Source organism: Nocardia terrae (assembly GCF_009760405.1).
GTDB lineage: Bacteria > Actinomycetota > Actinomycetes > Mycobacteriales > Mycobacteriaceae > Nocardia > Nocardia terrae.
The window spans coordinates 1-19,115 of record NZ_WRPP01000006.1; the positions used below are offsets into that span (position 1 = coordinate 1).

At 67.5% G+C, this 19,115-nt stretch carries 17 protein-coding genes; 10 read left to right on the top strand and 7 right to left on the bottom strand.

Going from position 1 to position 19,115, the window contains the following annotated elements; translation table 11 throughout:
- The 8 genes from GPX89_RS44880 to GPX89_RS27885 form a co-directional block, all read left to right on the top strand.
- Window positions 1-483, top strand: a 483-nt coding sequence (locus GPX89_RS44880) for an ATP-binding protein (RefSeq protein ID WP_235948291.1), incomplete at its 5' end; no start/stop codon positions are given.
- Window positions 480-2,279, top strand: a complete 1,800-nt coding sequence (lpqB, locus tag GPX89_RS27855; protein WP_157390706.1) for an MtrAB system accessory lipoprotein LpqB — start codon at window positions 480-482, stop codon at window positions 2,277-2,279. The genes GPX89_RS44880 and lpqB, both read left to right, overlap by 4 nt.
- Window positions 2,280-2,294: 15 nt before the next feature.
- Entirely contained in the window at window positions 2,295-2,939 is a 645-nt protein-coding gene (locus GPX89_RS27860; protein ID WP_157390707.1) for a ComF family protein, read from the top strand.
- 231 nt (window positions 2,940-3,170) lie between these two features.
- Window positions 3,171-3,839: a ribosome hibernation-promoting factor, HPF/YfiA family gene (gene hpf / locus GPX89_RS27865; protein ID WP_157391166.1), complete on the top strand. Its 669-nt coding sequence runs from the start codon at window positions 3,171-3,173 to the stop codon at window positions 3,837-3,839.
- 247 nt (window positions 3,840-4,086) lie between these two features.
- Window positions 4,087-5,379 (top strand): acetyl-CoA C-acyltransferase, encoded by a 1,293-nt coding sequence (locus tag GPX89_RS27870; protein ID WP_157390708.1) that lies wholly within the window; start codon window positions 4,087-4,089, stop codon window positions 5,377-5,379.
- 377 nt (window positions 5,380-5,756) lie between these two features.
- Window positions 5,757-6,194 carry a hypothetical protein gene (locus GPX89_RS27875; protein WP_157390709.1) on the top strand — a complete coding sequence of 146 codons (438 nt, stop codon included), beginning with the start codon at window positions 5,757-5,759 and terminating at the stop codon, window positions 6,192-6,194.
- Window positions 6,195-6,254: 60 nt separating this feature from the next.
- Complete coding sequence (locus GPX89_RS27880; RefSeq protein ID WP_157390710.1) at window positions 6,255-6,557, top strand: hypothetical protein; 303 nt, start codon at window positions 6,255-6,257, stop codon at window positions 6,555-6,557.
- A gap of 254 nt (window positions 6,558-6,811) precedes the next feature.
- On the top strand, window positions 6,812-7,345 hold the full coding sequence (locus tag GPX89_RS27885; RefSeq protein WP_157390711.1) for a hypothetical protein: 534 nt from the start codon (window positions 6,812-6,814) through the stop codon (window positions 7,343-7,345).
- A gap of 87 nt (window positions 7,346-7,432) precedes the next feature.
- Here GPX89_RS27885 and GPX89_RS27890 read toward each other — a convergent pair whose 3' ends face one another.
- The 7 genes from GPX89_RS27890 to GPX89_RS27920 form a co-directional block, all read right to left on the bottom strand.
- Window positions 7,433-7,969 (bottom strand): YceI family protein, encoded by a 537-nt coding sequence (locus GPX89_RS27890; protein WP_157390712.1) that lies wholly within the window; start codon window positions 7,967-7,969, stop codon window positions 7,433-7,435.
- 68 nt (window positions 7,970-8,037) lie between these two features.
- Window positions 8,038-8,670, bottom strand: a complete 633-nt coding sequence (gene bluB, locus GPX89_RS27895; RefSeq protein WP_157391167.1) for a 5,6-dimethylbenzimidazole synthase — start codon at window positions 8,668-8,670, stop codon at window positions 8,038-8,040.
- Window positions 8,671-8,775: 105 nt separating this feature from the next.
- Entirely contained in the window at window positions 8,776-10,026 is a 1,251-nt protein-coding gene (locus GPX89_RS27900; protein WP_157390713.1) for a fatty acid desaturase family protein, read from the bottom strand.
- A gap of 95 nt (window positions 10,027-10,121) precedes the next feature.
- Window positions 10,122-11,576, bottom strand: a complete 1,455-nt coding sequence (locus GPX89_RS27905; RefSeq protein ID WP_328602385.1) for a fatty acid desaturase family protein — start codon at window positions 11,574-11,576, stop codon at window positions 10,122-10,124.
- Window positions 11,577-11,710: 134 nt separating this feature from the next.
- Complete coding sequence (locus GPX89_RS27910; protein WP_157390714.1) at window positions 11,711-12,871, bottom strand: ferredoxin reductase; 1,161 nt, start codon at window positions 12,869-12,871, stop codon at window positions 11,711-11,713.
- A gap of 149 nt (window positions 12,872-13,020) precedes the next feature.
- Entirely contained in the window at window positions 13,021-13,569 is a 549-nt protein-coding gene (locus GPX89_RS27915; protein ID WP_157391168.1) for a DUF6912 family protein, read from the bottom strand.
- A 22-nt stretch (window positions 13,570-13,591) separates the two neighbouring features.
- The gene (locus tag GPX89_RS27920) at window positions 13,592-15,013 is read right to left on the bottom strand and encodes a WS/DGAT/MGAT family O-acyltransferase (protein WP_328602386.1); all 1,422 of its coding nucleotides are present in this window, start codon (window positions 15,011-15,013) and stop codon (window positions 13,592-13,594) included.
- 462 nt (window positions 15,014-15,475) lie between these two features.
- Here GPX89_RS27920 and secA point away from each other — a divergent pair, with 462 nt between their 5' ends.
- Both secA and GPX89_RS27930 read left to right on the top strand, forming a co-directional pair.
- Complete coding sequence (secA, locus tag GPX89_RS27925) at window positions 15,476-18,313, top strand: preprotein translocase subunit SecA (RefSeq protein ID WP_328602387.1); 2,838 nt, start codon at window positions 15,476-15,478, stop codon at window positions 18,311-18,313.
- A 165-nt stretch (window positions 18,314-18,478) separates the two neighbouring features.
- The gene (locus tag GPX89_RS27930) at window positions 18,479-18,718 is read left to right on the top strand and encodes a hypothetical protein (RefSeq protein WP_157390716.1); all 240 of its coding nucleotides are present in this window, start codon (window positions 18,479-18,481) and stop codon (window positions 18,716-18,718) included.
- Window positions 18,719-19,115 lie beyond the last annotated feature (397 nt).

Consider the following 19,115-nt stretch of genomic DNA (forward strand, 5'->3'; position numbering starts at 1 on the left):
CTGCGCCCGGGCGAGGAGAAGCTGGTGTTCAACCGCTTCTGGCGTTCGGACCCCTCGCGCATGCGGCGCTCCGGCGGCACCGGGCTGGGGCTGTCCATCAGCGTCGAGGACGCCAACCTGCACGAGGGCAAGCTCGAGGCGTGGGGCGAGATCGGCGTGGGCGCGAGCTTCCGGCTGACGCTGCCGCTGGTGCGGGGCAAGAAGCTGGGGATCAGCCCATTGTCGTTGGAGCCGCCCAAGATTCGCGGGACGGTGTCGCCGGAACAGCTGGCACTCGACATCGCGAGCTCGGACGCCACGCCCGAGGCCATCGCCTCGGCGGCGGCCGTACTCGAATCCGTGCCTGTCGCAACCGAACCCGAGCCCGCGGCAACCGAATCCGAGGACGGGACGCCGGCGGTCGAAAGCCCCAACGGGGAAGCCGGATTCGAGGCCATCGCACCGGAATTCCCGTCGGCCTCGGCCGCGGACGGGCAGTCATGAGGCAGCCCCTCACCGGCCTGCGACGGGCTCTGCTGGCGGTCGTCTGCCTCGTGACCCTGAGCGCCTGCGCCAGCCTGCCGGACTCCTCGGCGCCGCAGGCGCTCGGCAGCCTCGACCACCAGCCCACCAGCACCGCGCCGACCCCGCCCATCGCCGGGCGGGAACCCGAGCAGCTGCTGCTGGACTTCATGGCCGCCACCGCCGATCCGGCCAACCGGCACCAGGCCGCGCGGCAGTTCCTCTCGCCCGCGGCCAATGTGGCGTGGGACGACGCGGCCGGCACCACCATCGTGGACTCGCAGCCGAACACGCTGCGCGAGAGCCGCAACGGCGACGCCGCCACCTATGTCATCCGGGCGCGCAAGATCGGCGAACTCGCCACCGACGGCTCCTACCGGGCCGCCGACGGCACGCTGGAGACCAAGGTCGACATGGAGAAGATCGACGGCGAGTGGCGGATCAAGGATCTGCCCGCCGGCGTCATCGTGGAGGCCGCCTCGTTCGCCAAGTCCTACCACCGGTATTCGCTGTTCTTCCCCAACCTGGCCGGGACGGCCATGGTGCCCGACCTACGCTGGATCTCCGTGCGCAAGGACCAGCTGGCGCAGCGGCTGCTGAGTCTGCTGGGAGAGGGAACGCAGGCGGCGCTCGCGCCCGCCACCCACAATCCGATGGCCGCACCGGTCGCGCTGCGCGGGCCGATCACCAAGGCCAACGGCGATCCCGAGAACGTGGGCGTCGGTGGCGGCGGTGTGACCGTGGACTTCTCCGGCGCGACCCCGCTCGATCCGCCCACCCGCGACCTGATGGCCGCGCAGGTGGTGCTCACCCTGTCGAGTGCCGACGTCACCGGGCCCTACCTGATCGACGCCGACGGGAAGCCACTCAACGACAAGTTCGCCAACGGCTGGCAGCGTGCGGACGTCGAGGCCAAGAGCTCGGACGCCATCGCGCGAAATCGCGCCGGAATGCACGCCGTGCGCGACGGATCGCTGGTCGCGGTCGCCGACACCGGGATCACGCCCGCGCCCGGCTTCTTCGGCGCCACCCACACCCTGCAGTCGGTGGGCATCTCACCCGACGGGCAGCTGGTGGCCGCGGTCGCCAAGTCCGGCCGCCCCGATCCCGAACCCGAGCGCACCCTGATCATCGGAACCTATGACGGCCAGGGCTTCCCGGTCGCCACCGGCGGCACCTTCACCCGGCCCAGCTGGCCCGCGGACGGCGGTTCGGCCTGGTCGGTGGTGGACGGCGACCGGGTGATCCGGGCCGTCCACGACCGCACCACGGGCAATGTGTCGGTGCAGGACGTCGACATCTCGGAACTGGTGGCGGCGGCGGCCAATTCGTCGTCCCCGCGCACGCCCATCACCGAACTGCGCATCTCGCCGTCGGGCGCGCGGGCCGCGATCATCGCCAACGGCAAGGTGTACGTGGCCGTCGTGGTGCCGCAGCCGAACGGCAAGTTCTCGCTGACCTCGCCGCTGCCGCTGGCCATCGGATTGAGCACGCCCGCGGTGTCGCTGGACTGGCTCACCGACGAGAAGGTCATCGTGGCCCGCGACGGCAATGTGGACCCGGTGGCGGGGGTGCTGGTGGACGGGTCCGAATTCAAGCCGCAGACCTCCCAGAACCTCACCCCGCCGGTGCGGGTGGTGAGCGCCGCGCCCGATCAGGAGTACGTCGCCGACTCGCGCGCGGTGCTGGAGCTGACCCGCAATCCCGAAGGGCGCGAGGACTACTGGCGCGAAGTTCCGGGATTGGGGGCCAACGCGGTACCGGTCCTGCCCGGCTGAGCGCACACTGGGGTGATGGGGGAGCTGCTGGATCTCGTTCTGCCGCGCACCTGCGGTGGATGCGGGCGGGCCGGGACGGGGTGGTGCGCGGACTGCGCGGGCGCGCTGTCCGGGCCGCCGATCCGAATCCGGCCGCGGGCCGATCCCGGGGTGCCGTGCTGGGCGCTGGCGGCCTATCGGGGCGCGCCCAGGGCGGCCGTACTGGCCGTCAAGGAGCATTGCCGGTGGGATCTGACGAAGCCGTTGGGTGTCGCGTTGGCCAGGGGGCTGGATCATTTACGGGACACCGCGCGGCCCCTGATCCTGATTCCCGCGCCCACCAGGCGGTCCGCGGCGCGGCTGCGCGGCGGCGATCCGGTCGCGCGTTCCGCGATCGTCGCGGCGAGTTGGCTACCGGGTTGCCGACCGGTACGAATGTTGCGCATGCGACCAGGTGTGCGTGACTCGGTGGGCCTGGGGCGCAGCGATCGCCAGCACAATCTGCACGGGCGGATCATGGTAGCCACGACCCGGCCACCGGGTGTGCTGTTTCCGGCAAATGCCGAGGTAGTGCTCGTCGATGACGTGTTGACCACCGGCGTCACGATGCGCGAATCGGTGCGTGCGCTGGCTGATGCGGAAGTGACTGTTCGTGCCGTGCTGGTTACTTGCGTCGCTTGATTCTTCGAAATTTGCGTGAACACTGGCGGACAGGTCGCTGGCGCACTAGGTTGGCGATCAGACACCCGAACCGCAAGTTTGGAGGTGGCGCCTCGGACATATGTGCCGAGCGAATCATTCGATCGGCACACGTTTCAATCCCGCCGCACGAGCGGCTTGTGCGGCCAGATCCGGGAGGTACGCGTGACGACTACTTCACGACTCTCAGCGAAGAATGCAGACACCGCGGTGCTGCTCGATGACGACGTCGATCTCGACGACTCGCCCACTCGGGGCACCAATGCGGAGGTCGTGGTCAAGGGCAGGACCCTGGGCGAGGGCGGAGTGCCCGACCATTTCCGAATTCACGTGGCGGACAAGCTCTCTCGCCTGGAGCGTTTCGACCCCACCATTTACCTCTTCGACGTGGAGCTCACCCACGAACGCAACCGTCGTCAACGCAAGAACTGCCAGCGCATAGAGATCACCGCCCGCGGCAAGGGCCCCGTCGTGCGGGCCGAAGCCTGCGCGGACAGCTTCTACGCGGCCCTCGAGCTCGCAGTGGAGAAGCTGGAGAGCCGATTGCGCCGGCTCAAGGACCGCCGCCGCGTCCACCACGGGGACAAGACGCCGATCTCGGTGTCGCAAGCGACCGCGGGCCTGCTCGACGAATCCCTGTTCGCCTCGAACGGGGCCGTCGCCCACGATCATTCGGCCGAGGAGGACAGCGAATCCGCCGGTCCCGGCCATGTCGTGCGCGTCAAGCAGCACCCTGCGATCCCCATGACGGTCGATGACGCCCTCTATCAGATGGAGCTCGTCGGCCATGATTTCTTCATGTTCCAAGACAAGGAGACCGACCGACCGTCGGTCGTCTATCGTCGCCACGCCTTCGACTACGGGCTCATCAGGCTCGCCTAGTCAGCCGTAAAGGGACACCACCTTTTTCGACCGGGGTCTCGGGACAAGACCCCGGTCGCAGTACCGCCTCCCCGCGACTTTGGCGGACGGCTGAGAGCCGTCGGAGTCTCACGCCCGTGCCGGCGGTCGGGTGCCGAATCGATTCTGGCCGTACCCGGTGAGTTACCCCGGGCGCAGCGAAATCAGTGGTCGCGTTCCAAACGAACACAACTTGCTGTGACGCTGTGTATCAGTTAAAACTGGTCTCATGGCTACCAAGGGCGCTCGCCGTGCTGTCATCGTCGCCGGGGCGCGGACCCCGTTCGTGCGGGCATTCACCGACTTCACGCGGATGGACTCCATCGACCTCGCCGACACCGCGGTACGCGGGCTGTTGGAGCGGACGGGTCTGCCGAAACAGGATGTGCAGGCGATCGTCTGGGGCGGGGTGATCCTGCCCAGCGCCGCGCCGAACATCGCGCGTGAGATCGCGCTGGACCTGGGACTGGATCCGGGCTGCGAGGGGTACACCGTCACCCGCGCGTGTGCCTCCGGCCTGCAGGCCGTGGTGTCGGCGGCGGCCGCCATCGAGCGCGGCGAGTACGACATCATGGTCGCCGGCGGCAGTGACTCCACCAGCAATGCCGAGGTGAAACTGCCGCAGAAGCTGGTGCACGCCGCCGCGCCGCTGGCGCTCGGCAAGCCCAAGGCCAAGGACTACCTGTCCGCGGCAACGCAATTGGCGCCGTTCTTCGACCTGGTGCCGCGGCGGCCGCAGATCGCCGAGCGCACCACCGGCGAGGTCATGGGCGAGTCGGCCGAGAAGATGGCTCGCATCCACGGGATTTCGCGGGGCGCGCAGGACATGTTCGCGGCCACCTCGCACCACCGGGCCGCCGCGGCCATCGAATCCGGGCGCTTCGACCGCGAGGTGCTCAGCGTCTCCACACCCGACGGGCGCGCGGTCGCCCGTGACGGCCTCGTGCGACGCGACACCAGCCTGGCCAAATTGTCCAAGCTGGCACCGGTTTTCGAGGCGAACGGCACCGTCACCGCGGGCAACTCCAGCCCGCTCACCGACGGCGCGTCCGCGGTGCTGCTGATGAGCGAGGAGACGGCCCGGGCCCTGGGCTACACGCCCCTCGCGGCCTTCCGCTCCTGGAGCTTCGTCAGCGTCGACCCGCGCGACCAGGTCCTCATCGGCCCCGCCATCTCCATGCCCCGCGCCCTCGACAAGGCCGGAATGTCGCTGGCCGACATCGATTTCGTCGACATTCACGAGGCCTTCGCCGCCCAGACCCTCTCCGTCGTCTCGGCCCTGGCCAGTCACGAATGGGCCAAGACCCGCCTCGACCGCGACACCGCCGTCGGCGAGATCGACCCGGACATCCTGAACGTGCACGGCGGCTCGGTCTCCCTCGGCCACCCGTTCGGGGCCACCGGCGCGCGCATGGTCACCACCATGGCCAACGAACTCGCCCTCACCGGCAAGTCCACGGCCCTGCTCGGCATCTGCGCCGCGGGCGGCATCGGCGCCTCGGCGGTGCTGGAACGCATCTAGCGCCACCTCGGGACGCATTACGGGGGAAGCGCTCCCGCCCTTCCGACATGAATCCCGACCGAAACGGGCCGGGATGGCGGGAGAGATATCGCGCCCCCGGTCCGCAGTAGGCGCGGGCACCGGTCCTGTGCCGCGCGTCGTGGTGGCCGGCGGTCCGGCGGTTCGACGGATCTGCCGAAGCGGTAGCGGCCGTCACCGGGCGGTCGGTTGCCTTTATGCGCCGGTGCGCCGGGTGCGGCTCGATTGTGTCTTCGCGCAGTTCAGGTCACGGTTCGGGTGGCAGGTCCGCGTGTCTTGGTCGCCGCACTGTGTTTCCTTGGTGGTGAACCGGTCTCGAATGGGTATCCCCAGGGGGACGAGACGAGCGGAGGTGGATCATGGTCGGCACGACGATGATCGGTGCCGCGGCGATCGTGATCGCGGCGGGTACCGGTGTCGGCGGAATGGGAAGTGCTGTGGCACTGCCGCTTCCGGCGACCGGGTCGGATGGCGGGCAGACGGTGTCCGACCACGACCTGAATCAGCGACTGCGGGATGCCGGACAGCATGCCGGGGAAAAGGTTCCCGTGTACGGGCTGGTGTATTCGGACGCGGCGGTGTGGACACTGGCCTTCGTGCACGGCGGGCCGACCGACTATTACACCATCGACGGCACCCGGGTGGAGCTCGCCAGACCGGCCGGTGCCACCGTCGCGCAGGGAGACGTGTTCACCGGCACCATCACCATTACCGGCAAGCAGGATTCCGGGGATCCGGTGGTGACCCTGGACGACTTCTCGGTCGTCGGGCACCGTCCGGTCGAGGCACTGCGCTAGACGCGCCCGACCCTCTCGGAATGATTGCAGCCTGAAACACATTCGGGACACAATTTCCTCGTGGGATTCCGGGAGTGGAAGCAGGCGGTATCGCACGGCGACAGTGACCGGGCCATCGCCGCGCGGATGGGAACCAATCAGATGCGGGTCTCCCGGCATCTGAGCGGCGACTCTCCGGTCGCGGAAACGGTCATCGCGTTCAGCCGCACCTACGGTGCGAGTCCGGTCGAAGGGTTGGTCGCGGCCGGGTTCCTGACCCGCGAGGACGTGCAGCGCGCCTCGCTGCTCGAGGCCCTGCGGGAGGCGACCGGCGCGGAGCTGGCCGCCGAGGTGACCCGGCGGCTCGCCGAACCCCGGGACTAGCGGCTCGACTGCTCTGTCGGTCACATGTGATCGACAGAGCACTTTCGCGCGCCCGCATCGCGTCGACCGGGAGAAAGGCCGTTGGCAAACCCGCTTTTCATGGCCTGGGTCACGCGGTTTACTGAGTGCACTCATCTTGGGCAAACGACCAGTTATGTCTAACGTCGGGAGTGGATCCGGTGCGACCGCGATACCCCGCCCTCCACCGGACAAGTTCCCAAAAGATGAACTTTCCTCGAAAGCCGGTGTTATCCATGTCTGTACGCAAGATGGTCGTCTCCTCCGCGATCGCCCTTCCCGTCGCCGCCGCGGTGCTGCTCGCGGGAGCCGGAAATGCTTCCGCCGCAACCGTTTCGAATGACCCCGCCCCCGCGCCCGTGTCGGATGTGCAGCGCGATCCCACCACCGGAATCCCGGTCGACACCCTGAATCTCATGGGTCAGGACGCCGCCATCGGCGCCGGCGTCGGCGCTGTGGCCGGTGGTGTCGCGGGCGGTGTGGCCGGCGGCGTCGTGGGTCTGCCGCTCGGGCTGACCGGGGCGGCGATCGGCGCCGGCGCCGGCGCCGCGGTGGGCGCCGCGGTCGACGGCCCCGCGATGCTGGTCGGCGGCGCGCCGGTCGTGCTTCCGTTCACCGCCGCGAGCATCGTGACCGGTGCGGGCCTCGGCTTCGCCGCCGGTGAGGCCATTCCGGTGGCCGTCGGCGCCGCCGGTGGCGCGCTGGTCGGCGCGGGCGTCGGTGCCGGGATCGGCGCGGGCGTGGGTTACGCGACCGCTCCGCAGCACTGAGGCGTCACCGCTCTTCGGGTCTCTGCCGACGAAACCCCGATCCGCTTGTGCGGGTCGGGGTTTCGCGATTTCAGGGGATGCGTGCAGTCACACCGGTTCGATCAGCTGGACGCCGAGGGTCACGGTGAGGAGTTTGCCGATCAGGCCGCCGGAGTTGGGGCCGACGCCGAAAGCGGTGCGGTCGAAGCTGCCGGTCGCGGTGAAGCCGATGGAGTTGCGGCCGGTGACGGCGTGCGGGCGCAGGCCGTTCCAGGTGGTGGTGAGGGTGAGGGGGTGGGTCTGGCCGGCGTAGGTGACCTGGCCTGTCACGTCGAAGGATTCGCCGATGCGGACCGGGGCCGGGGCGCGGAAGGTCATGGTGGGGCGGTTCTCGACGTCGAGGAAGTCGGCGTTGCGGACGTGCTCGTCGCGCTTGGCGCTCTTGGTCTTGAAGGAGGCCAGGTGGACGGTGGCCTCGATGGCGGCCGCGCCGGAGTCGTCCACGACGAATTCGGTGTCGAAGCGCTGGAATTCGCCGTTGACGCGGAACAACCCGAGTTTGCGCACGGTGAAGCCGATGCTGGACTGGGTGGCGTCGAGGGTCCAGTGGCCGGGGGCGAGGGTGATGGCGGTCGAAGTCGTCATAAGTTGACTGTGGTCCGCTTTCGCCGCCCCAACCAGACCGGCTCGGTCCAGGGACCCCGGGTCCGTGGCTAATGGTCCGCGTGCGGCGTGAACTGTTCCCAGTGGATGGCGGACTCCAGCGGCCGGCGGGTGCGCCAGCCGAAGCGCTCCAGGTCGGGGACCCGCTGGAACTCGTGGACCGGGCCCACACACAGCCAGGCGACCGGCTTCACGCCCGCGGGCAGATCGAGCAGGTCGACCAGGAACGGCTCGTCGTAGAAGCTCACCCAGCCGACGCCAACGCCCTCGGCGGTGGCGGCCAGCCAGAGGTTCTGGATGGCGAGAATGGTCGAGTAGATGCCGGTTTCGGGGACGGTCGCGCGGCCCAGCACATGGGTGCCGCCGCGGGCCTGATTGTGGGTCACCACGATGCCGGTGCCGCTCTCGACGATCCCCTCGATCTTGATGGGGTTGAACGTCTCGGCGCGGTCCTCCGGGAGCGAATCGTGAAACTCCTGGCGCTTCTGCGCTACGTGATCGGCGAATTTGGTGAGGGTCGCCGGATCCCGCAGCACCACGAAGTCCCACGGCATGGAATTCCCGACGCTGGGAGCGCGATGCGCGGCCTCGAGAATTCGCAGCAGCGTCGCGTCGTCCACCACCTCGCCGGAGAATTCGGCGCGGACGTCACGGCGCAATTTGATGGCGTCGTAGACGCTCAGACATTCGGTGGGGCTTTCGGGACCTGCGGAACACACGGGGTCCAGTCAACCAAAACGCCCCCGCTGAATTTTCAGCGGGGGCGTCGGTGCATTTCGGCCGGGAAATCAGCTCGCCATGGCCGGTTCGCGACGGGCGAGCTTGCGGCGACCCTCGCGCAGCGCGGTGCGCAGGCCGCGGCGACGGCCGGTCATCGGGTCGACGGTCGACTCGCCGCCGAAGACCTTCTCCGACTTGGTTTCCGGGGCGTCATCGGTGCCGCGGCGCAGGTACTTGTTGGGCAGCGACAGCTTCATGATGGTGCGCCACGACTTCGCGTACTGCACCGGCAGCGAACCGGTGGTGTAGGGCAGGTCGTACTTCTCGCACAGGGCGCGCACCCGAACCGCGATGTCGGCGTAGTGGTTCGACGGAATATCCGGGAACAGGTGGTGCTCGATCTGGTGCGAGAGGTTGCCGGTCATGAAGTGCATCAGCGGGCCGCCGGAGATATTGGCCGAACCCAGCATCTGCCGCAGGTACCACTCGGGCTTGGTCTCGGTGTCGCAGTCGAACTTGGTGAACTTCTCCGCGCCGTCGGGGAAGTGGCCGCAGAAGATGACCGCGTTGGTCCACACATTGCGAACCACATTGGCGGCCAGGTTCGCGGTCAGCGTGCCCAGGAAGGCCGGGCCGGTGAGCAGCGGGAAGATCAGGTAGTCCTTGGCGGCCTGCTTGCCGATCTTCTTCAGCACGAGTCGGCGGTCCGCCTCGAACTGCTTGCGCTCGGGGGAATCCGGGGCCCACTTCTTCTTGGCGACCTTGCCGAGCTCCAGATGCTGTGCGGCGACTCCGTATTCGAAGAACATCTGCAGCAGCAGGTTGTAGACCGGCTGGCCCAGGTAGAACGGCGACCAGCGCTGATCGCGGGTGACGCGCAGCAGGCCGTAGCCGATGTCGTCGTCCATGCCGAGCACGTTGGTGTACTTGTGGTGCAGGAAGTTGTGGGTGATCTTCCAGTGTTCCGACGGGCCCGCGTTGTCCCATTCCCACTTGGTGGAGTGGATTTCCGGATCGTTCATCCAGTCCCACTGCCCGTGCATCACATTGTGGCCGATCTCCATGTTCTCGATGATCTTGGCGGTGCCCAGCAGGGCGACGCCGGCCAGCCACGCGGGCGGGAAGAGACTCGCGAAAAGCACTGCGCGGCCACTGATCTCGAGGCCGCGCTGGAGACGGATCACATTGCGGATGTAACGGGCATCCTTCTCGCCCAGGGACGATTCGACCTCACGGCGGATGGCGTCTAGCTCCGCCCCGATCGCTTCGACGTCCTCCGGGGTGAGGTGCGCGTATTCCTTGACATCCGAGATCGCCATGCCGGTTACAGTACCGTAAGTTACGGTCCCGTAGGTTGGCTGGAAACGAAACTTTAACGTGTCGAATGCCGCATTGTTTTCGCGACCCGACTCTGCTAGCGGTTGCGGCGAAGCTTACGCGAAAACCAACCGCCCCGTTGCGCTTTGTCGGCGAGCAATGCCTTTTCGGCCCTTGCCTTTTCCTGCAACGCGTCCTTGGCCTCGCGCAGCACCTGCTTCTCGTGCGCGGCCTTCTCCTTCAGCGCCACCTTGGCCTCCTGCATGGCCGAGCGCAGCCCGCGCCGCTCACCCGTCTCGGGGTCCAGACCCCAGTGCGGCTGATGCTCGGCCAGCCACTCGCTCGCGCTGTGCTCGGCCAGCCACTCACTGCCGTTCCACTGCGGCAGCGACGGCAGCGAGATGCCCGCGAACTTGCGCTCCGAGGAGGTCTCCGGCGCGTCGTCCGAGGTCCGCTTGAGCCACTGGTCCGGGAGCGCCAGCTTGTGAATCGTGCGGAACGCCAACAGGTATTGCTTGCCCAGCGAGCCGGTGGTGTACGGCAGGTCGTACTTGTCGCACAGCTCCCGCACCTTCACCGACACCTCGGGGTAGCGGTTGGACGGAATGTCCGGGAACAGGTGATGCTCGATCTGGTAGCTGAGATTGCCGCTCATGAAACCCATGACCGGACCCGCGTCGAAGTTCGCGCTGCCCAGCATCTGCCGCAGGTACCACTCGCCCTGCGTCTCGTTGTCGGCCTGCTCCTTGCCGAACTTCTCCGCGCCGTCGGGGAAATGGCCGCAGAAGATGACCGCGTAAGCCCACAGATTGCGCACCAGGTTCGCGGTGGCATTCGCCTTCAGCGTCGACTTCCAGGCGGGACCGGTGAGCGCCGGATAGATCACGAAATCCTTGGCGACCTGCTTGCCGGCCTTGCGCCAGAACGCCTTGTTCGGTTCGTTGACCAGGTGGCGCGGGGGGAACAGGCCGCTCGGCGGAATGCCCATCTGCTCCTTCTGGGCCGCCAGGTCGTGCAGCGCGATGCCCCACTCGAACAGTGCGGCCAGGATCAGATTCGCGAACGGCTGCACCAGATGGACCGGCCGCCATTCCTCGTCGCGCGTCATGCGCAGGATGCCGAAGCCCAGATCGTCATCCATGTCGAGGATGTTGGTGTACATGTGGTGCGAATAGTTGTGTGCGGCTTTCCACTGCCCGGACGTGCCCGTCATGTCCCACTCCCACGTGGTGGAGTGGATCTCCGGGTCGTTCATCCAATCCCATTGCCCGTGGCTGATGTTGTGCCCGAGCTCCATGTTCTCGATGATCTTGGCGACCGACAGCAGCGCGGTGCCGGTGATCCAGGCCCAGCGCTTCTTGGACGCGAACAGCGTGGCGCGGCCCGCCGCCTCGATAATCCGTTGCGCCGCAATGGTGCGTCGGATGTACTTGGCATCCTTCTCGCCGAGTGACAACTCGACATCGCGGCGAACCGTGTCGAGCTCGCGCCCGAGCGATTCGATATCCGCCTCCGAGAGATGGGCGAACGCCTTGATATCGGTGATGGCCACCGGCGGGTCCTTCCGTGGTTGATCTGCCTCGCACCGCTACCCGCGGCGGGGCGGTCCCGACTGGGACCGCGTTCAGGCTCGATTGCTATCGAGGGTAGCGGTTCTCGCGCGCAATGGTCTCAGCCAGTGTCACGTCACACTTCGACGGTGCAGTCGCCCGCGGCCACTGCGACGCAGGTCTGGATCTTGTCGCCCGCCCGATGCTCCTTGCCGTTGCGCAGATCCCGGGTGTGGCCCTCGGTGAGAGTCACGACACAGGTCTGGCAGATGCCCATGCGGCAGCCGAACGGCATCTGCACGCCCGCACCCTCACCGGCCTGCAGCAGCGTGGTCGCGCCATCGATCTCGGCGGTGCGGCCCGCCTTGGCGAAGGTGACCGTGCCGCCCTCGGCGGTCGCGTTGCGTTCGATCTCGAAGCGCTCCACGTGCAGGTGGTCCGCGAGTCCGGCGGCGGCCCAGTACTTCTCGATCTCGTCGAGCATGGGCAGCGGGCCGCAGGCCCACACCTGGCGCTCACGCCAGTCCGGGACCACCTCGTCCAGTTCGGTGAGTGCGAACTTGCCCTTGTCGCCGGTCAGGTGCACGTGCGCGGTGAAACCCGGTCGGCGGTCGTGCAAATCGCGCAGCTCGTCGCCGAACATGACGTCCTCGGCGGTGCGGGCGGAGTGCACGTGCACCACATCCGGGACCGCATTGCGGCGATCCATGGTGCGCAGCATGGCCATGACGGGGGTGATGCCCGAGCCGGCGGTGAGGAACAGGACCTTGCTCGGGGCCGGATCCGGCAGCACGAACCCGCCCTGCGGGGCGGCCAGCCGCACGATGGTCCCGGCGGGGACGCCGGAGACGATGTGGCTGGACAGGAAGCCCTCCGGCATCGCCTTCACCGCGATGGAGATGAGCCGCTTGCCCCTGTGCGAGCTGTCGCCGCTCCAATCCGGCGGGCAGGTCAGCGAATACGAGCGCCAGTGCCAGCGGCCGTCCACCAGCACGCCGATGCCGATGTACTGGCCCGGCTGGAACTTGAAGTCGAAACCCCAGCCCGGCTTGATCACCAGGGTGGCCGAATCGGCGGTCTCCTTGCGGACCTCCACGATGCGGCCGCGCAACTCGCGCGCGGACCAGAGCGGGTTGATCAGATGCGCGTAGTCGTCGGGCAGCAGGGGAGTGGTGATCCGGGCGGCCGCGCCGCGCAACGTGTCCAGCGGGGTCCGTCCGGCGTTGCCGCCTTCGGCCACGGGGGCCTCCAGCCAATTCCGCAGCCCACGCACGGAGAAGCCACTCTTCGAAGCCATGATCCGGAAACCGTTCCTATCGTCGTACCGCGTCCGTCACAGCTAGGTTACGGCATCGTAGGTTACGGCGCCGGAACTACCTCTCAGGGCTCTCGTGCCCCCGTTTCTTCGAAACGGGGGCACGAATCGAGAATTTGTGAGTTCTGAGCTCAGAGCAGCTCGAGGAGGAACGGGAGTTCCTGGGCGGCGTACCAGGCGAGCTGGTGATCCTCGGCGTCGCCGAGCACGAATTCGGCGTCGGTGTCGCCCATGTCGGCGGCGTCGATCACCTCGACGGCCTTCGACACCTCCGACTCGGCCTCGGCCAGATCCACGTGGATCGAGGCGATGCGGTCGTAGGGGATCGCGGCCGACAGCCGGACCACCGCGTCATCGAGATCCGGGCGCAGGGTCGCGTCGTCGACGTCGGCGGCGATGACCGCGCGCCGGAAGATCGGTCCCTTGGGGGCGGTGTCGGATTCGTCGCCCGCATCGCTGCCGCCCAGATCCGCGGCGGCCTGTTCCTCCGCGAGTAGTCGCAGCGAGGCGCGCGCGGCCTCGGCCATCGCCACCTCGGCGAGTTCTTCGTCGTCGCCGGAGGCGTACGCCTCGCGCAGCGCGGGTGTCACCGCGAAGGCCGTGTCGTTGAGCGCGCGGATCTCCCGGTCGGCGACCAGTTCCCGCAGCATCGGCACGGTGGCCGGGACATAGACCCGCAGCTTCTTCGACACGCGCGACGACTCACTGGACGCAGGCACCGAGCATCTCCTCCATCGACTCGTGCACCGAAGCGGTCAGCACCGCGATGTCGGCCATGGCGTCGCGATCGGCGGTGAGTCCGTAGAACACCCGTCCGTCGTAGGACGTGAGCCCGATGCTCAGAGCCTGAAAGCGCAGCAACGGCGACACCGGATACATCTCCAGCATCCGCGCGCCGCCGATGTACATGGGCTGCTGCGGACCCGGCGCGTTGGTGATCACCAGATTGAACGTGTGCTCTGCAAAAGTACTCGCCGACCGCACGCTCATGGCATGCAGGCTCGCCGGAGCGAATCCGGCCATGTGCACCAGGGTGCGCGCCCGCACCCCGCGCTGATGCCGGGCGTGCGCCTCGGTGGCGTGTTTGATGTGCGACATGCGGATCACCGGATTGGGTTCGCCCACCGGCAGATCCAGCAGCAGCGAGGTGACCTCGCCGGCCGGTTTGAGCTCGCCGTGCGGCCCGTCGGCGTAGACCGACATGGGCACGACCGCCCGCAGCGTGTCGGCCTCGGTGAGCACCTGCCCGCGTGAGAGCAGCCAGTTGCGCAGCGCACCCGTCACCACCGCCAGGATCACATCGTTGATGGAGCAGTCGAAGCGCTTGCGGATCTTGCGGTAGTCCTCGAGATCGGTGCGCACCACCTCGAAGCGGCGATTGCGCGAGGTCCGGGTGTTCAATGGGCTGTCGGGCGCGCCGATGGCCGCGGTGCGGACCATGGACACCAGCTTCTGCACGGCCTTGCCGGTGGCGTCGATCATGGAGAACGCCTCGGCCACGTGGTGGCGGGCCACCTCGAGTCCCTCGCGCGGCTGCGCGGCCAGATGCAGGACCGCGCCGACCAGCAGTTCCAGATCGGCGGGTTCGCGATGCGCGATCCAGGCGTCGTCGGCGACTTCGCGTGGGGCGGTGGAGGTGTCGAGGATCACATGTCCGATCTCGAGCGCGCTGTCGCCGTCCACCAGTGCGGAGTGGGTCTTGGTGAAGATGGCGCAGCGGCCCTCGGACAGGCCCTCGACCAGGTACATCTCCCACAGCGGCCGGGTGTGGTCGAGCGGGCGCGAGGCCAGCCGCGCCACCAGGTCCAGCAGCTGCTCGTCGGTGCCCGGCTCGGGCAGCGCGGAACGCCGGATGTGATAGGTGATGTCGAAGTGGCTGTCGTCCACCCAGACCGGGCGGCCCAGGGCGAACGGGATCTCCCGCACCTTGCGGCGGTAGAGCGGCACCAGCGGCAAGCGCGACTCGACCAGCGACACCAGGCGCTCGTAATCCAGCGGACCGTGCCCGGAATTCCGGGCCGGTGTGGAATTGCGCAGAATTGCCAGGGAGCCGATGTGCATCGGGTTGCTACTGGATTCCAACCGATAGAACGACGCGTCCTGCGGCGTCAGTCTGGTGATCACGCTGCCCGCTACTCCCTAATCACTGCCTGCGCCCGCAGTTTCCCCCTGCCAGGCGTCGGCACATCTACGGCATGAAGCCGTCCCGAGAGGCAAGCTATCGCAATCCGATCACCTGGGGGAATGGATGGGCGGCACTGCCCGAAATCCCACACCGTCGTCGGTGTCCCCTGCTCCGGGCGCGCGAGCGCAGACCATCGCACGCCGGACCCCCTACATGGTACTTCAGGGGTTTCGAAACAGCGTGGGACGCAAAGCCATTCGCTGAGAGGTCGCTGGGAGTCCGGGATCGATCCGCCCGCGGTTCCGCTGTGGGCGGATATCGTCCCCGCTGTCCGAGCATCGGCGCACCTCCGCGCCTATGCTGGGCACCGGATTACCATGGCTAGTGATTGCGCGCCCGCGCGCAGGCTTCCCGCCGTGGTGGGGGCTACCGACAACACCGACCAGAGGACTACAAGACCCGTGCCTGCGCTGAGTTTTTCAAGGTTGCTACGGATTGGTGAAGGTCGCACGGTCAAGCGGCTGGCTGCCCTGGCGGACGAGGTTATCGCCCTCGACGAGGAGTTCACGGCGTTGTCCGACGCCGAGTTGCAGGCCAAGACCGCCGAGTTCCAGCAGCGCTACGCCGACGGCGAGAGCCTCGACGAGCTGCTGCTGGAGGCGTTCGCGACCGCGCGCGAAGCGTCCTGGCGAGTGCTCAACCAGAAGCACTACAAGGTGCAGATCATGGGCGGCGGCGCCCTGCACATCGGCAATGTGGCGGAGATGAAGACCGGTGAGGGCAAGACCCTGACCTGTGTGCTGCCCGCCTACCTCAACGCCATCTCCGGCGAGGGCGTGCACGTCGTCACCGTCAACGACTACCTCGCCAAGCGCGACGCCGAGTGGATGGGCCGCGTGCACCGCTTCCTCGGTCTCGAGGTCGGCGTGATCCTGGGCGGCATGACCCCGGCCGAGCGCCGCGAGGCCTACGCCGCGGACATCACCTACGGCACGAACAACGAGTTCGGCTTCGACTACCTGCGCGACAACATGACCCACTCGCTGGAGGATCTGGTCCAGCGCGGGCACAACTTCGCCATCGTCGACGAGGTCGACTCCATCCTCATCGACGAGGCCCGCACCCCGCTGATCATCTCGGGCCCGGCCGACGCCTCCTCGAAGTGGTACGCGGAGTTCGCGCGCATCGCGCCGCTGCTGAAGAAGGACCTGCACTACGAGGTCGACATCAAGAAGCGCACCATCGGTGTGCACGAGGCCGGCGTCGAGTTCGTCGAGGACCAGCTGGGCATCGACAACCTCTACGAGGCCGCGAACTCGCCGCTGGTGAGCTACCTGAACAACGCCATCAAGGCCAAGGAGCTCTACACCAAGGACAAGGACTACATCGTCCGCAACGGCGAGGTCATCATCGTCGACGAGTTCACCGGCCGCATCCTGGTGGGCCGCCGCTACAACGAGGGCATGCACCAGGCCATCGAGGCCAAGGAAGGCGTCGAGATCCAGCCGGAGAACCAGACGCTGGCCACGATCACGCTGCAGAACTACTTCCGTCTGTACGACAAGCTGTCGGGCATGACCGGTACCGCCGAGACCGAGGCGGCCGAGCTGCACCAGACCTACGGCCTGGGCGTGGTGCCGATCCCGACCAACAAGCCGATGATCCGCCAGGATCAGTCCGACCTGATCTACAAGACCGAAGAGGCCAAGTACGCCGCGGTCGCCGACGACATCCAGGAGAAGCATGAGCAGGGCCAGCCGGTCCTGGTCGGCACCACCTCCGTCGAGCGCTCGGAGTACCTGTCCAAGCTGCTGACCAAGCGCGGCATCGCGCACAACGTGCTGAACGCCAAGTTCCACGAGCAGGAAGCGCAGATCGTCGCCGAGGCCGGTCGCCCGGGCGCGGTCACCGTGGCCACCAATATGGCCGGTCGTGGTACCGACATCGTGTTGGGCGGCAACCCGGACATCATCGCCGACCTGCTGCTGCGCCGGCAGGGCCTGGACCCGGTCGAGACTCCGGACGAGTACGAGGCCCAGTGGCACCCGACCCTGGAACGGGTCAAGGAGCAGGTCGACGAGGACGCCGACACCGTGCGCGACGCGGGCGGCCTGTACGTGCTGGGCACCGAGCGTCACGAGTCGCGGCGCATCGACAACCAGCTGCGCGGTCGTTCCGGCCGTCAGGGCGACCCGGGCGAGTCCCGCTTCTACCTGTCGCTGGGTGACGAGTTGATGCGGCGCTTCAACGGCGCGGCGCTGGAGTCGATCATGACCCGGCTCAACCTGCCCGACGATGTGCCGATCGAGGCCAAGATGGTCTCGCGCGCCATCAAGTCCGCGCAGACCCAGGTCGAGCAGCAGAACTTCGAGATCCGCAAGAACGTCCTCAAGTACGACGAGGTCATGAACCAGCAGCGCAAGGTGATCTACGCCGAGCGCGCCCGCATCCTCAACGGTGAGGACATGGAGGGCCAGGTGCAGGAGATGATCACCGACGTGATCACCGCCTACGTCAATGGCGCCACCGCCGAGGGCTATGTCGAGGACTGGGATCTGGCCAAGCTGTGGGGCGCGCTGAAGACGCTGTACCCCATCGGCATCGACTACAAGGACCTCACCGGCGAGAACGAGAACGGCGAGGTCGGTGAGCTGTCCCGCGAGGAACTGCTGGAAGCCGTCCTCGAGGACGCCCACGCCGCCTACGAGAACCGTGAGAACGAGATCGACGGTCTCGCGGGCGAGGGCAGCATGCGCAAGCTGGAACACCAGATCCTGCTGAGCGTGCTGGACCGCAAGTGGCGCGAGCACCTCTACGAGATGGACTACCTCAAGGAGGGCATCGGCCTGCGCGCCATGGCGCAGCGCGACCCGCTGGTCGAGTACCAGCGCGAGGGCTTCGACATGTTCGCGGCGATGCTCGACGGCCTCAAGGAGGAGTCGGTCGGCTTCCTGTTCAACCTCCAGGTCGAGGTGCAGCAGCCGCAGCCGGTCGGCGTGAACGTGGCCGCGGGCCTGCAGTCGCCGGTCGGCAACCGCCCGCTGCCCACCGAGGAGGACGCGGCCCTGGGCGGCAACGGCAATGGCGCTCCGGCGGCCCTGCGCGCCAAGGGAATCGACGAGTCCGGTCCGCGCGCGCTGTCCTACAGCGGTCCCGACGAGGGCGGTCACGCCGCCATTCGCAGCGACAGCGACGAGTACGGCAACGAGGACCAGGGCGGCACTCGCCGCGAGCGCCGCGAGGCCCAGCGCGCCCAGGGCAAGCAGGATCGCGCCCCGCGCAGCAAACGTCGCCACTAGATAGGCGAAATACGGTGAGCCCCGGGTGTTTTACATCCGGGGCTCTCTCGTTTCCGGCCGCTACCAGCGCTTTTCGCTCGGTCATGAAACAGTCATGATCGATTGGATGAAATGGTTCCAGTCCGGTCGCCGAGGGGTGATCGAGAAGGAAAGAGGAATCACATCATGCGCAAGACCTTCGCTGTGACCGCCATGGCCCTGGGCATCGCCGGATTCGGCACCGCCGTCGCGCACGCCGAGTCCTACTTCGGCGGCAACTACGCCACCATGGACGCGTGTGTCGCGGACGGCTCGAAGGGCTCCTGGACCACCCCGGACGGCGTCTCGATCGACGGCGGCCAGGGCTGGCAGTACAGCTGCGACCCGCAGGCCGACGGCACGGTCAACCTGACCCTGTTCCGCTGATACTCATCGGCTTCCGAAGTGCTCCCGGCGAATTCGCCGGGAGCACTTCTGTTTTCGGATATAGAGCTCGCGCGCATCCGGCCCGCCGGACTCGGGGCCGGCGGTGCCCACCGTGTACCCGTGTTCGGTGAATTCCCAATGCGGGTGACTCAATTCGGGCCACCGGAATCCGGTCGGCCATCCGGTCGCGGCGTGTGGTCGGCAGGTTCGCGGATGCGAAAGATACTGTCGGCCTGAATGTTTCGGTGCCTTGGCGGGGCGGCCGGGATGTCGTGGGGGCGCCCGAGAATCATATTCGCGCTATTTTCACTTCTGGTTCCTGTGAAAAGTGACAGGGGATATCGCGCGAACATCCTTGTGCGTTAGTAAATTACGCGACTCGAGTTTGTGATCTGCG

Coding starts and splice junctions, on each gene's coding strand:
- lpqB (WP_157390706.1), top strand. CDS start 480: ATGAGGCAGCCCCTCACCGGCCTGCGACGGGCTCTGCTGGCGGTCGTC.
- GPX89_RS27860 (WP_157390707.1), top strand. CDS start 2,295: ATGGGGGAGCTGCTGGATCTCGTTCTGCCGCGCACCTGCGGTGGATGC.
- GPX89_RS27870 (WP_157390708.1), top strand. CDS start 4,087: ATGGCTACCAAGGGCGCTCGCCGTGCTGTCATCGTCGCCGGGGCGCGG.
- GPX89_RS27875 (WP_157390709.1), top strand. CDS start 5,757: ATGGTCGGCACGACGATGATCGGTGCCGCGGCGATCGTGATCGCGGCG.
- GPX89_RS27885 (WP_157390711.1), top strand. CDS start 6,812: ATGTCTGTACGCAAGATGGTCGTCTCCTCCGCGATCGCCCTTCCCGTC.
- GPX89_RS27890 (WP_157390712.1), bottom strand. CDS start 7,969: ATGACGACTTCGACCGCCATCACCCTCGCCCCCGGCCACTGGACCCTC.
- GPX89_RS27900 (WP_157390713.1), bottom strand. CDS start 10,026: ATGGCGATCTCGGATGTCAAGGAATACGCGCACCTCACCCCGGAGGAC.
- GPX89_RS27910 (WP_157390714.1), bottom strand. CDS start 12,871: ATGGCTTCGAAGAGTGGCTTCTCCGTGCGTGGGCTGCGGAATTGGCTG.
- GPX89_RS27930 (WP_157390716.1), top strand. CDS start 18,479: ATGCGCAAGACCTTCGCTGTGACCGCCATGGCCCTGGGCATCGCCGGA.